The sequence below is a fragment of the Acinetobacter sp. YH12097 genome (assembly GCF_013419225.1).
GTDB lineage: Bacteria > Pseudomonadota > Gammaproteobacteria > Pseudomonadales > Moraxellaceae > Acinetobacter > Acinetobacter amyesii.
In genome coordinates this window covers 1-15,454 of sequence record NZ_VPAN01000017.1, presented here as the reverse complement: position 1 = coordinate 15,454, position 15,454 = coordinate 1, and the positions used below count along the sequence as shown (strand labels likewise).

Annotated in this window: 16 protein-coding genes, 1 tRNA gene and 1 other RNA gene; 14 read left to right on the top strand and 4 right to left on the bottom strand. The window is 39.0% G+C overall.

The window, feature by feature from the left end; all coding sequences use genetic code 11:
• Positions 1-20: 20 nt before the first annotated feature.
• The gene (hemA, locus tag FTU37_RS09090; RefSeq protein ID WP_180106157.1) at positions 21-1,304 is read left to right on the top strand and encodes a glutamyl-tRNA reductase; all 1,284 of its coding nucleotides are present in this window, start codon (positions 21-23) and stop codon (positions 1,302-1,304) included.
• A 55-nt stretch (positions 1,305-1,359) separates the two neighbouring features.
• On the opposite strand, the gene FTU37_RS09085 is transcribed toward hemA, so the two are convergent.
• Both FTU37_RS09085 and FTU37_RS09080 read right to left on the bottom strand, forming a co-directional pair.
• Positions 1,360-3,288, bottom strand: a complete 1,929-nt coding sequence (locus FTU37_RS09085; RefSeq protein WP_180055762.1) for a DNA primase — start codon at positions 3,286-3,288, stop codon at positions 1,360-1,362.
• 211 nt (positions 3,289-3,499) lie between these two features.
• Positions 3,500-4,492 (bottom strand): outer membrane protein assembly factor BamD, encoded by a 993-nt coding sequence (locus FTU37_RS09080; protein WP_078191356.1) that lies wholly within the window; start codon positions 4,490-4,492, stop codon positions 3,500-3,502.
• A gap of 71 nt (positions 4,493-4,563) precedes the next feature.
• Between FTU37_RS09080 and rluD the strand changes: the two genes are divergently transcribed.
• The 9 genes from rluD (at position 4,564) to FTU37_RS09035 (ending at position 12,581) form a co-directional block, all read left to right on the top strand.
• Positions 4,564-5,616, top strand: coding sequence for a 23S rRNA pseudouridine(1911/1915/1917) synthase RluD (gene rluD, locus FTU37_RS09075; protein WP_078191355.1), 1,053 nt, complete (start codon positions 4,564-4,566; stop codon positions 5,614-5,616).
• A gap of 44 nt (positions 5,617-5,660) precedes the next feature.
• Positions 5,661-6,401: a peptidoglycan editing factor PgeF gene (pgeF, locus tag FTU37_RS09070; protein ID WP_180124219.1), complete on the top strand. Its 741-nt coding sequence runs from the start codon at positions 5,661-5,663 to the stop codon at positions 6,399-6,401.
• Between the two features lie 40 nt (positions 6,402-6,441).
• Positions 6,442-6,993: a flavodoxin family protein gene (locus tag FTU37_RS09065; RefSeq protein ID WP_180124218.1), complete on the top strand. Its 552-nt coding sequence runs from the start codon at positions 6,442-6,444 to the stop codon at positions 6,991-6,993.
• Positions 6,994-7,222: 229 nt separating this feature from the next.
• On the top strand, positions 7,223-8,572 hold the full coding sequence (locus FTU37_RS09060) for a hypothetical protein (RefSeq protein ID WP_373686303.1): 1,350 nt from the start codon (positions 7,223-7,225) through the stop codon (positions 8,570-8,572).
• Positions 8,573-8,648: 76 nt separating this feature from the next.
• Positions 8,649-9,725, top strand: a complete 1,077-nt coding sequence (locus FTU37_RS09055) for a YafY family protein (protein ID WP_180124217.1) — start codon at positions 8,649-8,651, stop codon at positions 9,723-9,725.
• On the top strand, positions 9,725-10,447 hold the full coding sequence (locus FTU37_RS09050) for a hypothetical protein (RefSeq protein ID WP_180005629.1): 723 nt from the start codon (positions 9,725-9,727) through the stop codon (positions 10,445-10,447). The genes FTU37_RS09055 and FTU37_RS09050 overlap by 1 nt, the downstream gene beginning before the upstream one ends.
• A 28-nt stretch (positions 10,448-10,475) precedes the next feature.
• The gene (locus FTU37_RS09045; protein WP_180124216.1) at positions 10,476-11,270 is read left to right on the top strand and encodes a PD-(D/E)XK nuclease family protein; all 795 of its coding nucleotides are present in this window, start codon (positions 10,476-10,478) and stop codon (positions 11,268-11,270) included.
• Between the two features lie 24 nt (positions 11,271-11,294).
• Positions 11,295-11,969, top strand: coding sequence for a hypothetical protein (locus FTU37_RS09040; RefSeq protein ID WP_180124215.1), 675 nt, complete (start codon positions 11,295-11,297; stop codon positions 11,967-11,969).
• 3 nt (positions 11,970-11,972) lie between these two features.
• Entirely contained in the window at positions 11,973-12,581 is a 609-nt protein-coding gene (locus tag FTU37_RS09035; RefSeq protein ID WP_180124214.1) for a hypothetical protein, read from the top strand.
• A gap of 39 nt (positions 12,582-12,620) precedes the next feature.
• Here FTU37_RS09035 and smpB read toward each other — a convergent pair whose 3' ends face one another.
• Positions 12,621-13,094, bottom strand: coding sequence for an SsrA-binding protein SmpB (smpB, locus tag FTU37_RS09030; RefSeq protein ID WP_078191351.1), 474 nt, complete (start codon positions 13,092-13,094; stop codon positions 12,621-12,623).
• A 137-nt stretch (positions 13,095-13,231) separates the two neighbouring features.
• Between smpB and coaD the strand changes: the two genes are divergently transcribed.
• From coaD to FTU37_RS09010, 4 genes are all read left to right on the top strand, one after another.
• A complete protein-coding gene (coaD, locus tag FTU37_RS09025; protein WP_078191350.1) occupies positions 13,232-13,723 on the top strand; it encodes a pantetheine-phosphate adenylyltransferase in 492 nt (163 codons plus the stop codon).
• 1 nt (position 13,724) lies between these two features.
• On the top strand, positions 13,725-13,988 hold the full coding sequence (locus FTU37_RS09020; RefSeq protein ID WP_078191349.1) for a YfhL family 4Fe-4S dicluster ferredoxin: 264 nt from the start codon (positions 13,725-13,727) through the stop codon (positions 13,986-13,988).
• Positions 13,989-14,014: 26 nt separating this feature from the next.
• Positions 14,015-14,394: RNase P RNA component class A (gene rnpB, locus FTU37_RS09015), an RNA gene on the top strand.
• Between the two features lie 73 nt (positions 14,395-14,467).
• Positions 14,468-14,544, top strand: a tRNA-Met gene (locus tag FTU37_RS09010).
• Between the two features lie 67 nt (positions 14,545-14,611).
• On the opposite strand, the gene FTU37_RS09005 is transcribed toward FTU37_RS09010, so the two are convergent.
• Positions 14,612-15,190, bottom strand: coding sequence for a hypothetical protein (locus tag FTU37_RS09005; protein ID WP_180124213.1), 579 nt, complete (start codon positions 15,188-15,190; stop codon positions 14,612-14,614).
• Positions 15,191-15,454: the final 264 nt, after the last annotated feature.

Genomic DNA, 15,454 nt, shown 5'->3' with positions numbered 1-15,454 from the left:
TAGCGAAATGATGATCTGATATGTCTTTCTTTGCATTGGGTGTCAACCATCAAACCGCTTCTGTAGAGCTGCGTGAACAGATTGCATTTAACCCTGAAAAGTTAACTGCACTGCTTGAACAGCAAAGCCATACGCCTGAACTCAATGACATGGTGGTGGTGTCTACATGTAATCGTACCGAAGTCTATGCGATGTCTGAAAATGCAGACGTGGTATTGAATTGGCTCGCCCAATCAAATGGTATCGATGTAAAGCAATTGTCAAATCATGTGTATCGTTATGAAAATGCACAAGCGGTGACACACCTCATGCGTGTGGCTAGCGGCTTGGATTCGCTCATGCTTGGTGAGCCTCAAATTTTAGGTCAAGTCAAAACGGCTTTGTCCTTAGCCAAAGATGCCGAAACCGTTTCCCCAAATTTAAACCGTATTTTTGAATATGCCTTTTATGCGGCAAAACGTGTGCGTTCTGAAACAGCCGTTGGAAGTCATGCGGTGTCGATGGGCTATGCTGTTGCTCAGCTCGCTTTACAGGTCTTTAGTCAGCCTGAAAAATTGACGGTGATGATTGTTGCTGCTGGTGAAATGAATAGCTTGGTTGCAAAGCATTTGGCCGAAATGGGTGTGGGCAGAATTATTATCTGTAACCGTACACGTGCCCGTGCCGAAGCTTTATCGCAAGAGATTGCTCATCGTGTAGAAGTTGAAATTATTGATTTTGCAGATTTGGCAGACAATTTACATCGTGCAGATGTAATTTCAAGTTGTACCGGAAGCTTGCATCAAGTGATTTATTTTGCGGATGTCAAAGCAGCACTGAAAAAACGTCGTTATAAACAAATGCTATTGGTTGATTTGGCTGTACCACGAGATATTGAAGCCAAAGTTGAAAGTCTAGATGGCGTTTATTTATATGGTGTCGATGACCTGCAAACTGTCATTGAAGAAAATTTGGCTCAGCGTCGTCAGGCGGCAGTTGAAGCCGAAGTCATGGTCAATCAGCTTGCGACAGATTTAATCACGCAGCAAAAAGTGAATTTGGCTGGCTCGACGATTCATGCATACCGTGAACATGGTGAGTCATTGCGTCAAGAAGAACTGGCTTTGGCGCTGAATCGTCTACAAAAGGGCGAAGATGCTGCGAAGATTATGCAAGAAATGTCACATCGTTTAACCCAAAAGTTGCTGCATCCAACTTCTATCGTGCTGCGAAATGCAGCAATGGCGGAAGACCCTGCTTATTTTGAAATGTTAGAACAAAATTTAGTTAATGTGGCTGAAAATCGCCGTAAACCAAAAAAATAAATAAGCTGATTCATTGAATAGCATGTCGTTCACAGCTTGAACTTGAAGTTAAAACTTAATCTTCAAGGAGGGTGAGCGATCTTTTTTTATCAATATCATAAATACGTTGTTTTAAATTACGCATTTCAGCAAGGCTAGAAAACTTATTCGACTTGATCTTGAGTTGTAAGAATTGATATTGCAATTTTGTCGATAAATCTGCTGCAAGTTTATCTGCCTGTTCAGGTGATGACGTATAGTCACTGATATTGGCATGCTCTAAAATATGTTGTAATTCATGATGATGAGCTGCACATGCACCGAGTACATAATAGGTCGATAACTCTGGGTCATCAGGCAATTCATCAAAAATCACATTGAAAATATTTAAAACGTGATAAAGCAAGAGATCTTGTGAAACTAAGGCGCGTAAAGGCTCAAAATGAATGTAGAGATAAGGATGATTGATTAAAATCGCAATCACATATTCTTCGGCATCAATTTTTGTACTAAAGCTCAATGATGCATCATTATTGACTTGAGGCTGCCACTTTCGGCTAAACCCTAATTTTTCACGGAAATATTGCTGTAGCAAATAACGATATGAACCACCTTTCGGCAACAGTTCAGTCAGTTGTCTCAGTTCGCCCATCACCTGACTTTTACCTTCAGGCGAAGCAACATTATGATTTTGCGTTAAATGTGCAAAAACAAACTCAGAAAGTAGCGGTGAGGTGTCCAGTAAACGTCGAAAATTTTCAATACCTTCACGGCGGATCAGTGAATCTGGGTCGTGGTCATTTGGCAAAACAAAGAATTTAAGTTCACGTCCATCATTCAGTAATGGCAGTGCAATTTCGAGCGTACGACGAGCTGCTTTTTGACCTGCGGCATCACCATCAAATGCAATGGTAATACGGCTATTTTGCTTAAATAAAATGTTTAAATGTTCTGTATTACTGGCTGTCCCAAGAGTTGCTACAGCGCCATGAATGCCATATTGCTGAAGGGCAATCACATCCATATAACCTTCGACCATTAACCAGTCTTGGGCTTTTTGTTTACGGCCTTCATATAAACCATAAAGTAACTGGTTTTTATGGAAAACTTCAGAGTCTGGAGAGTTGATATACTTCGGTTTGATTTCATCATTTAGGGCACGACCACCAAAACCGACCACACGACCTTTCGCATCTCGAATCGGGAAAATCACCCGCTCGCGCAGTAGGTCAAAGTCACGACCACTGTCACTGGTTCGAATCAAACCGAGAAGTTTGAGTCCTTCGATATCTTGTGGAAAGGCTTTTTCTAAATGTTGCCAATCTTCAGGGGCATAGCCTAAGCGCCAATAGGCGATGGTGTCTGCACTGAGACCCCGTTGTTTAAAATAAGCTTGCCCAATTGGACTGAGCGGAAGTTGTTGTTCATAAAACTGTGCGACATTTTCCAGCAAGTCATATAAGTTTCCATCTTGCGGCACATCTTCAAAAGCATTGGCAACTTGGTCAAAGTGAGCAAACGGATCGCTCCCATAAAAGGCTTCTTCGCTATTTTGAAACTCAGCAAATGGGTCGTGTTCGAAATTTACTGCAGCAGGAGCAGTCTGTGTTTCGCCTGTTTGGGGCGTCAGAGCTTTTGTTTCGATTGCAGGTTTTTGTACAGCTTTGGGTTTAGATTCGCGTTTATATTTGAGTTTATTGGAATCGTTATTGTCTTTCGGTAGTTCAATACCTGTTTGGCTTGATAAATCCTTCATTACTTCAATAAAGTTACGGCTACCAATATCCATTAAAAAACGGATGGCATTACCATTGGCCTGACAACCAAAGCAGTGAAAATATTGTTTATCGCGATAGACATGGAAAGATGGCGATTTTTCCTGATGGAATGGGCAGCATCCTGAGTAGGTGCGTCCAGTCTTTTTCAATTTCACAAATTGACCAATCACATCGACAATATCGGTGCGATCTAAAATTTGATCAATTGTATGTTGAGGAATGGCCATGCTGTTTTATCTGTCTATCTATTGAATTTGGGCAGTTCGTGAAATATGTTGAAATCAGCAATGCTGTACGTTCAGGGGAGATGCAGTACAGCATCGTCCATCGAACTATTGTATACCTTTTAATCTAACCGAATCTGTAGATCCTGAAAAGATAAAAGGGCAAGTATTCTAACTTGCCCTTTGTGAAAAATCGACCTTCGTTGCGACTATATTATTCAGCTGATTCTGACGACTCAGTTTTTTCGCTATGAGGACGATCCAATAAGCCAAAGCTTAAACGATTGGTTAAACTACGCTTTTCTTCATCAGTTTCAACTGCGTCTGTAGAGGTTTGCTCAGACATCGTTTGTGCTTCTTTACCGAAAATACCTAAGGTTGCACGGTTAAGGAAGCTGCCTTCACTACGTGCAGCACGCATATTGACTGTACCGTCTGACTTCACAAGTTTTGGATAGTTCAGTTTAAGCACGTCTATGTATTGCTGAGACGTGGTTTTATCACCAAGTTTGTCATAACCATAGGCTACAGTCGCTAGAGCTTCTGGAACTTGTGGTGCTTGCGGATAATGTTCGATCACCCAAAGTGAACGTTCAACAGCAGCTAACCATGCTTTACGTTTTACATTAAAACGCGCCGCATTCATTTCGCTTTCAGCCAATTCTTGACTGATGAACTTCATACGTTGTGCGGCATCGACTGCATATTCGCTTGATGGATAGCGACGAATAAAGTCGACAAAGTTTTGATAAGCCACTTTGAGATAGCTCACATCACGATGCGATTGCTTTAAAGAAGTATAGCGAAGCAAACCATTGTAGTTTTGCTCCATGTTTGAAACACCACGCACGTAGTACGCATAATCAACTTGCGGATGCTGCGGGTTCATACGAATAAAACGGTCTGCAAGTGCAATCGCACCTTCATAGTCTTTTTGCTGAAACTTTACATACAATAGTTCAAGTTGTGCTTGCTGCGCATAGTTACCTGTAGGGTAGTAGGTCTCTAGAGCTTCAAGGTGTTTTGCAGCATCTGTATATTGGTTACGTTCAAGCGCTTTTTGTGCTTTTTCGATATAAATCTGTTCGCTTGATTGTGGACCTGTGTCGACCACTTCTTTCTTTGGATTACTGCTACAGCCTACCATTGCCGATGCAATGCCTATTGTTAGAGCAAGCATTGTCATTTTATATTTTGGTAGCGACATAAAAATTCCTCTGTTAATACGGGCAATGAGCTACAATTGAACTATTAAACCACTTTTGTCTGAATGAGCAAATGAGTCAAGCACAATCTTCCAATTCTAATTTCCCTGAAACTGATTTCAATTTACTTGAAGATTCTGAGGATGCAGATAACCATACTTCAGACTCAACTGCAACACGTTTATCGTTGCAATTTCAATTGGATGAAAGCTATTTAGGACAACGTATTGATCAGGTTTCAGCACTGGTTTGGACTGATTTTTCTCGCGAAAAGCTAAAACAGTGGCTCAAAGAGGGCCATTTGTTGGTCAATGGTAACACTGTGAAACCAAAGTACAAATGCGAAGGCACAGAGTTACTGACTTTAGACGTCGAGTTAGAAGCACAAACACGTAGCTTACCTGAAGATATTCCACTCAATATTGTCTATGAAGATGACGATATTATGGTGATTAATAAACCTGTCGGTATGGTTGTTCATCCGGGCGCTGGAAACAGTACAGGGACATTGGTGAATGCAATTTTGCATCACTACCCAAAATCTTCAGAGTTGACCCGTGCAGGTTTGGTGCATCGTATTGATAAAGACACCTCAGGTCTGTTGGTAGTTGCGAAAAACCTCGAATCCCAATTTTCTTTAAGTAAGCAATTGGCGAAGAAATCGGTTTACCGTATTTACGATTTGATCGTATATGGCAACATTATTGCCGGCGGTACAGTGGATGAGCCGATTAAACGTCATCCTGTTGATCGCATTAAAATGGCAGTCTTGCCGGGCGGTAAAGATGCGGTGACTCACTATAATGTGAAAGAACGTTTCCAAAACTTTACCCGCGTTCAAGCACGTCTAGAAACGGGTCGTACCCATCAAATTCGTGTGCATTTCACGTATATCGGTCATGGTCTCGTTGGCGATCAAGTGTATGTACCACGTGTACGTATGCCTGCAGGCGCGTCGATGTTATTAGATGACACTTTACGTGGCTTTAAACGTCAAGCGTTACATGCAGTTAAATTGGGTCTCGTTCATCCACGTACAGGTGAAGACATGATGTTTGAAGCACCATGGCCTGAAGACTTTAACCAATTGGTTGAAGTTTTACGTAGCGAAAACAAAGCTTATTAAGTTTTAAACTGATTTACACGCCATAGATAGAAAAGGACGGCAACATGCAATTTGTTCAGGGACTTCCACAGGGTGTTTTTGTGGGACAAACTCGAGTTCATCATGATCAGACGCAACCCGCTGAACAACCTGAACTGGCAGGATTTAATCTGGCATTGCATGTGGGAGATGATGCAGCGCGTGTGCAAAAGCACCGGATGCAATTGCTCAAAGCCTTTGCTAAATATGGCGTGAATAAAATCAGCTGGATGAACCAAACGCACAGTACGCTATGTCATCGCATTGATGAACAGATCAACTTTGTTGCACCCGAAGGCGATGGTATGGTCACGCAGTCTAAACACCATGCCCTGATGATGATGACCGCAGACTGCTTACCCGTGGTTTTGGGTAATGCTGACGGGACAGAAGTTGCCAATCTGCATGCAGGTTGGAAGGGCTTGGCAAATGGTATTGTGGAAAACACCATTGCAGCCATGCACACTCAGCCAACATGGGCTTGGTTGGGGGCAGCTATTTGCCAAGAGAGTTTTGAAATTGGTGCAGAAGTCAAAGCTGCCTTTTGTTCCAAATACCCAGAACTTGAAAGTGCATTTAAAGCTGGTGTAAGGGAAGGCAAATATTATGCTGATCTTTATGCGATAGCGCGTTATATTCTTGCATTACATGGGGTTAAAGCCGTAACAGGTGGCGACCAATGTACCTTTTTGCAAGCTGAAGAATATTTTTCTTATCGCCGCGAAGCGAAAACAGGACGTATGGCAACATTCGTCTTTATGCTTTGAAAATGCTAAACTTGACTGAATCTATCGACTTTTAAATGTTATGTCTTTGACTGCTAAATCTCTTGCTGTTGTTTACCACAGCCCCTATGGGCACACTGCCAAAGTGGCGAATTTCATTGTACAAGGTGCAGAAAAAGCCGGTGTAAAAGTCCATCTCATGAATGTAGAGCATGTGGATTGGGATGAATTGGACAGTGCAGATGCCATCGTTTTTGGGTGCCCAACCTATATGGGCAGTATGAGTGCGGCAATGAAATTATTCATGGAGCAATCATCTAAACGCTGGTTAGCACGGACATGGCAAGGCAAGTTGGCCGCTGGTTTTACCAATGGTGGCGGCTTAAGTGGAGATAAATTGGCAGTATTGCAGCAAATCAATTTATTCGCCATGCAGCACGGTATGTTGTGGAGCGGTCTTCCATTGATGCCAACTGGACGAAGCACAACAGATTTAAATCGGATGTCGAGCTTTTTAGGTTTAATGACACAATCGGATAATGCACCTGTTCAAGTCACGCCACCTGCGGGCGATTTAGAAACCGCCATTTGGTTTGGTGAATATTTGGGGCTGTTGTTAAATAAAGTTAATTAATTTGTAAATAAATCGTTTGAACTATCATTTATAAATCTTTGAAAACCCTAGTGATGGAAATGTTACTGGGGTTTTTAATGGCCTGAAATTTGTGAAAATTGGCATTTTGTATAATTGAATTGTGATGCGTGTCACAAATTACCATTCATTTACGCCAACGCTATTGATTTAATCTTCTCATAAATTTCACTCGGGATGAGTGACGAATATTAAAAAGGATTAAATAATCGTGAAAAAAACAATAGTCGCAATGGCATTGACCTTATGTGTTTCTGACGTTGTTTTTGCAGCAGAAGGCTTGGTGGGATTAGCCGATGAAGAATTGTCTGCCATCAATGGTGCGGCATTGATGAATATGTCCTATACCGACCCTATTTTAGTCAACCAACAAATGGTCGATGAAAATATTGGTTTCTACAAACTCAGTTTAGATGCCGTCATGGATTTGAACGTCAATGTCAAAAGATTGCAACTCGGCTGTGGTGGGGTAAATGGGTCAAATGGCTGTGATATTGATATTCGTCATCTAGCGCTGAGTGGTAATGTAACGTTGACCGATGCCAATGGTAATCCCGTCTTTAATGGTGATCGAGCGTCAACAAGTGCCAAACTAAAAAATCCATTTATTGAATTTGCAATTAAAAACCCTAAACAAGCCGCTTTACGCGAAGTTAAAGGCTTTCGTGTCAGTGCTGAATCTATTACGGGTTTATTGACCACAGGTATTCAAAATACAGGTGCGTCAACAGACGGGATTAAGTCACTGAGTGGTTATATGAAAATTGCACCGACCACAGGAACAGCAAAGACCCAAGCAGCGCTCTTTGGTGATAGTAGCAGCGAGATTTTATCGGGGAATTTGGTGATTAATACGATTTGGAACAATGATCGTAGCTTTGTCAGCCAACCTGAAAATAGTCAAGGATTAAAAATTCCTTCAATGAATGTGCCGTTTACCGTTCCTGAAATTACGATTAATGGAAAACGACAAACTCAAGCCATTGCCAAAAATATCAGTGCGACTGTGCCATCGATTCAGCTCAATCGAGATAGCGGTAGCATGCAGGTCAAACTTGACCGTAATTTGTTATGGGTTGAAGGGGCGCAGTTCTTTATGGATTCAGGTTCGTCAATTGATGGTTTGAAAATGAACATTACCTTTGAGCAAGCCTTAAATATGATTCATAACATTCCATTAAATGGCACAGCCGGTTATTTATCGCTTCAATCTCAAGATATCAGTTGGCCAGATGCCAATGCAGATGATATTGCACGTACAGGTTGGTGGATGTCATTTAAAGGCCCGATTAATATTGGCAAATTAAATCCAACATCTGAAGTGGATATCTCAGGCGTCTTACCTCAAGTTGCACAAAAAGTATCGCAAATTTTAACCAATGAACCGATTTATATTCCCTTAGGTTCTGCTGTTGGTGCAGCATTTGGTCTACCGATTTATAAAAATGTCGGTTCAATTAACCTCAGCAATGCCGGTGCGGCCAATTTAACTTTAAAAAATCAGGTCTTGGGGAATCAGGAAGTTCGAACAAACTGTTTTGGTGGGTTGAAATTCTGCTAAAAATTATTTGTGAGACATCATTTGTCTCACAAAGTTGATATGCTCATTTTTAACTTGATGAGCATATCTGAGTACAATGAAAAAAATACAATCTAAATTGATAAATAGAATATTAGCTTTATATAAGATAATTCCGAGATTTCCTCAAGAACAGGTTTCTATATCTACATTAAAGAAAAAAGTCAGTAGTAACTATTCAGAATGTATTGATGAACTTTCATTAATAAAAGCTATACGGAGAGATCTTGATTTATTACCAGAACTTTTAATTTCTGGAGAACTTATTTTAAAAGCGGGCAAAGGAAATCAACCTGCAACTTATCAGCTCAGCCAAGATGCGTGTATAGAGCCAATGTCTAAAGAGCTAGCACTTATTTTGGTTATGGCAAATGAATATTTACATCATAGTCTGCCTGATGAAATTTATACAAAAGTTGAGGGTTTTTTTCAGTCTGCTGAATTGCAACTTCAGCAAAATACAAAATTGAATGGCTGGAATAAGCGTGTGCGATTTATTCCTGATGGATATGGGGAGATAGAGAAAGCGCAACATCATATCGAAATTCAACAGTTAGTTTATAAAGCATTATTACAAGGTGATGTTTGGCTTAAAGCAAAATATCGAAAAGAAGGTACGCAGCAAATAGGAAACTATACGTTAAAGCCACAAGGAATTGTCCAATTTGGGCAAAAACCATATTTGATGGCAAGTAAAATAGATTCTAAAAAAAGTGTATTAAGAACATTTAATATTTTAAATTTTGAATTATTAGAAATAGTGCCTGAAAAATTGGCGGTTGATGTAGATGTATTTGATTTAGAAGATTTAATCGAAAAGCGTGAGTTTGAAGATGCTTATTTTAACCGTGAGGAAATTAACATTTTTCTTGTTTTTCAAGAAATCTTATTGGATGAGCTAACGCGTAACCCTTTTGGTGATTTTCAGTCTATAGAAAAAATAGATGAAGGATATTATGAATTAAATACAAGTTGTATTTTTACAATGAGCCGTATGGATTGGTTGGTTAAAAATGCAGAGTATATACAAATTTTAGGACCTGATGAATTGAAGGAAGAAGTTGCAAATCGGATAATGAGAGCAGCTGATAAGCATGAAATTTTTAACCAATTAAATTTTGGAGATTATGAGTAATGTCTTCAAATAGATCAATAGTTAATCAGATCCTTCATTTATCTGAATTAGTAAACTCATGTTATCTGATAGAAAACGAACTTAGTGAATATTTATATTTAGCAATTGAAGAGTTGATTTGTAATGATCAAAATAAGCCATGTTCAGAAGTAAGTTGGCAAACGGTTAGATGGGATGTCTGTGCAAACTTTGAATATAAAGAAATTTGGTTTGCTCCAATTTCTTGGAGTAGAATTCAAATAAAACACAAACATTTAAATATAGAAGAGTGCTATGCATTTTTTAAGTTAACGATTCAGCGTCATGATCAAAAAGAAATTTATTTAGATGAGTATTTTGCAAATAACGGAAATCGTTTACCAACGGTGAATTTTTTTAATCATACAAATGGTTTTGTTAGTATTCAATTTCATTTAAATAAAAATATGATATACAAGAATAATCAAACAACGGACATATCCAAAACAAGGAGTTGGTCAAAAAAGAGGAATCAACTTATTCAGCAATATGTTGAGCTCACAAATTTTGGTTTTAAATTAAATGAAAGTAAGGGGTATTGGTATTTAACTATTGAAACTCTTGATCCTGTCCAAGTTGCTAAGGATTTTGAGAATGAAGAAATTGTAAGTTCACTGGATCCTGTTAAAAATGCCTTAAAAATAATATATCAGGCTTTAGATATATTTGATGTAATTGAAAAGAAAGCAAAATTTTTAATTTAAAAGCTATTTATAATGTTGGGGTGGAATAATGGAATATAAGGATACAACTAAAAACACGTCTGAGAATTTTTTAACACATCGTACGTGTTTAATGGAATCAGAAATAGTTTCTGCTAAGGAATGGAAATGTTCGAAACAGTTGGACGCTTTTTTTAAATCATGGCAAAACATAAATCTTGATATACCAACACCTGAAAAAGTCACCAGTGTAGATCATTTGAATTTAAGCCAGTTTTTTGATGCATATAAGAAAGCCTTATTTCCTGTTCTAGAAGCTAGAGAAGCAGGCTTATTACTAAATGTCTGGAAAAATTCAGGTTTAGGCAGTGATGAAGTTCGTAATTCAAAAATTTTAAATTGGTTTCTTGATTGTAGGGCAGATCACGGTCAAGGCAACATAATTTTATTACAGTTTTTACAATTACTTCCTGAGCCTTTTTGCAATTTTCAACCGCAGTTTTATACGTCCATCGAAGAGTGCTGTCCTCTTGGTCGTTTAGAGAATCGTGTTGATATAGAAATAGATGCACCAGAATTTTTACTCTTTATTGAAATAAAAATTCATGCAAATGAGAGTTTCCAGCAATTAGAGCGTTATAGAGGAATTGCAAAGAAAAAAGCTGCAGGAAGACCTTGGTTAGTCGTTTATTTAACAAAAGATGGAAATCTACCAACAGATTATTTAGATAATGCTGAGGGGTTACGTGGGCTTTCATGGGGAAGAATGGCTAAAGCATTTAAAAAATATGTCAATAGTCAGAACTTAAATAATCGAAGCCTATGGCTATTAAGCCAGTTTGCTGATCATACAAAAACGTTTTAAAAAAATTGAAATTAGGAGAATCAAATGAGCAATATGCAAGCAGTGGAACTCATCATCAAGAATATTGAATATTTGGAGGATGCAAAAAGACTATTAGAAGGTGAAATTTCTGAAAAAATATGTGCGGCTTTAGACAGTAAAATACATAATCTTATCGACGATTTTGAAGATAAATGGGAGGGCGTATTTAATTTTTATGATAACTGTTATATCCAGTTCTCACCTGAAAAATGGCGAGCAACAAATGGAGATAGTTTTAAACACCAACAGTTTTATGCGAGATACTTTTTAGGCTATGAAAGTGATGAAACTGGTGGTGATTCGGTGGAATGGTTTTTAACGGCTTTACTCAAAAATGATAAAGATAAATTGGTTTTCAATTTTTATCCTTGGAGAGAAAATTTTATAAAGTGTACAGCAAAAGACTGGAAGGATTTTGCGAGTGAAAGTAATCAAATATATCAACAAATAGAAGAATTTGGCTTTAAATATAATGCAAAGCAAGGAAGTTGGTACTTAATTATTGATGGAATTGATTCTGAAAAACTGATTGAAAATTATGAAAGTGAAACAATTGAAGATGCTTTAGATCCTTTTGAAATCGCATTAAAAAAATTACAGCAAGCACATCCGTATTTCGACGCAATTGTAACATCTGCGAAAAATAAATTTAACAATGAAGCAATTGGTGTTGTGTAGATTATGAATGAAATTTTTTGGGAAAAGTATCCTTCAAGTTCAGTAAAATTAACAATTAAAGATGACAGATTATTTTTATTATTTGAAGGAAAATTGACTGCATATGGACGTTACTTTTCAGGAAAAATTGAGCTACGCCTTTCTTTAGAGGAGCAGGTCACATTGGGTTTAATTTACTATCGTTATCAGGACGGTTTAGAGGAAGAGTTCACTTATAAATTGACAGGTGCATTTGAAGATGATTCTTGGGAGTACTTTACAGGTAATTGGGAAGAAAATGGTGAAATTGAAAATTTTGAAGCTTTATTGGAATTCAATGAACAAGAGATTCCAAACTTACTTAATACAGAATCGAATAATGAAATCATTGATTTGAGTGATACTGAAACACGAATAAATATTACTAAGAAAAAAAATATTGAACGTCAAGGTGCTATGCGTCAAAGAGCAGCCAGAAGTGATGCACGAGTAAGAAAGATTCAGAGAAGTATCGAACTGTACTATGGTTTACCACAGGGTTCAGTAAAACTAATTAATCCAGATAAAAGTATCATTCACCCATCTGCAAAAATAGGCACGCTTCGAGAACGATGGCTATTTGAGGATGTTTAGTATAAAAAAACCTCCAAAATGGAGGTTTTTTTATACAACTTATTTATGAAAAATACGGGCTTTATCGCGCTGCCAATCACGGTCTTTTTCCGTTGCACGCTTGTCGTGAAGCTGCTTACCTTTTACTAGGGCGATTTCAAGTTTGGCATGAGGACCTTTCCAGTAACATGCCAAAGGCACACATGAATAACCTTTTTGGTTAATCGCACCTTGTAGTTTTTCAATTTCACGGCGGTTCAGCAATAATTTACGAGTACGAGTTGCTTCAGGCACCACATGCGTCGAAGCACTCAGTAAAGGTTGCACTTGAGCGCCGAATAAAAATGCTTCGCCATTTTTAAACGTAATATAGCTTTCTACGATGGTCATACGACCCGCGCGCATTGATTTGACTTCCCAGCCTTGTAATGAAAGACCCGCTTCAAATTTTTCTTCAATGAAATAATCGTGACGCGCACGTTTATTGAGGGCAATCGTACTGCTACTATTTTTTTTAACTACTGCTTTCGTCATAATCAAAAACTTCCAAACTTAGCACTATTGTACCCGAACTTTGAATAAGATGAAGTTTTTAAATTTACAAGCTGACTTCACCTATAAATCAAGATTTTGTTAAAATACCCATCTACAAAATAACAGAGTACAACTGGATGTCTAAAACTCGTGTAATTTATCCGGGCACATTCGATCCAATTACTAATGGTCATATCGACTTAGTGACACGTGCATCACGCATGTTTGACGAAGTTGTCGTGGCAATTGCAATTGGACATCACAAAAACCCTGTGTTTAGTCTGGAAGAGCGTGTTGCACTAGCGCAAGAGTCTTTAAGTCATTTGTCAAATGTTGAGTTTGTAGGTTTTGATGGGCTGTTGGTCAATTTCTTTAACGAGCAAAAAGCAACAGCCGTATTACGTGGGTTACGTGCAGTTTCAGATTTTGAATATGAATTTCAATTGGCAAATATGAATCGCCGTTTGGACAGTAAATTTGAAGCGGTGTTCTTAACCCCATCAGAGCAATATTCGTTTATTTCATCTACGCTCGTGCGTGAAATTGCACGTTTAAATGGTGATGTCACTCAGTTTGTACCACAAGCTGTCGTGGAAGCCTTTAAGCGTAAACAACAGCAAGGTTGGTAGAGTGTCTTTATATATCACTGATGAATGCATCAACTGCGATGTCTGTGAACCTGTATGCCCCAATGAGGCGATTTTCATGGGGGAACTCATTTATGAGATTAACCCTGATTTGTGTACGGAATGCGTTGGGCATCACGATAAACCGCAGTGTCAGTTGTTCTGTCCAGTGGATTGTATTCCATTGGATCCGGCACATCCTGAAACTCAGGAACAGCTTCAACAAAAGTACGAAAAACTAACTGCTCAAAAAACATCAAGCAATTAGTTGTCAGATTTGTTAGAATGCGCCCCGAAGTGAACCAGACGATCGCTGCTGTGTATAGGTCTCCGTGACTAAAGCAGGGGAGGAAAGTCCGGGCTTCATAGGGCAAGGTGCCAGGTAACGCCTGGGCGGTGTGAGCCGACGGAAAGTGCAGCAGAGAGTAGACCGCCTTCATTATGGTTTCGAGTAATCGAAATCGGAGGTAAGGGTGAAAGGGTGCGGTAAGAGCGCACCGCGTGTCTGGTAACAGTTCACGGCATGGTAAACCCCACCGGAAGCAAGACCAAATAGGGATCCTTTAGGCATGGCCCATGCTGGATCCGGGTAGGTCGCTTGAGCGTATGAGTGATTGTACGCCTAGAGGAATGATCGTCCTCGACAGAACCCGGCTTATCGGTTCACTTCAACAAATTTTGATCAAATACGCGCATTATGGGCTTGACGATATTTAAATATCCCTCCATAATGCGCGCACAGTTTAAGGCTATGTAGCTCAGTTGGTTAGAGCACCGCACTCATAATGCGGGGGTCACAAGTTCAAGTCTCGTCATAGCCACCATATTCAAAAAAAGACCACTCCGATTGAGTGGTCTTTTTTTATGTCTCAATTTTCCAAATTTAAAAAATTAACGATAAACAAAACGACGCATACCTGCACGTAAGGCAAATGCGCCATGCATATATAAGCCACCGAGCCAATACGGCACATTGTAAATATCTTCATGGCGATATTTAACTAAAGCAAACTCAGCCAATAGTCCTTCAAAGAACGTGCCGCCAATGGCAAGCATAATGGCTAATATCAGTAGCCATGTACGCTCATAGCTAAATAACCAGCGAATAAAAAAGCTAATATAGAAAATCCAGCACAATGCTTCAGGGTGGAAGTTACCAAAACCACTGAGTATGTAGACAATCGCAAAGAGTACTAAAGCCTCAACTAATGGAGCTGTACCATCGTGATGGCAACTGAGCTGAGTCATTACATAGTGTTTAAGTAGTTGTGTAAGTTGAATATAGCTAAATGCCATGAAAGCAAAGGCAATAAAAAAGCCAGGGAATACCCACCAAGCTTGATGGAAAAATAATGGGTTGGGATAACTAAGCGTCTGGGTATAGACATGAATCGCATCGCAAAAAGTTGCGACGACTGCTGCCAGCAGGGCAAGTATAAATATGCCTGAGAATTGAGTGGTTCTCGTCATCATTCATCCTGAAAAGTGGGGTCTTTTTATTTTATGAGTTCTTTATAGTCTGAATTTGAGGAAAAGGCTATGACAAGTTACGAGATGCTTATGGGTTAAATGTTAATTTATAGCGCTACTGCTATACTCAATACATAAGATCTCTTTCATAAATCAAAAAACGATCTTCTTTTTGGTTAATATTTGCACTCCGGATTTCTTAGCATTCGTGCATAATCTGCGGATGAAATACATCGATTCAAACAAGCTTTCTGATCCTCAGTT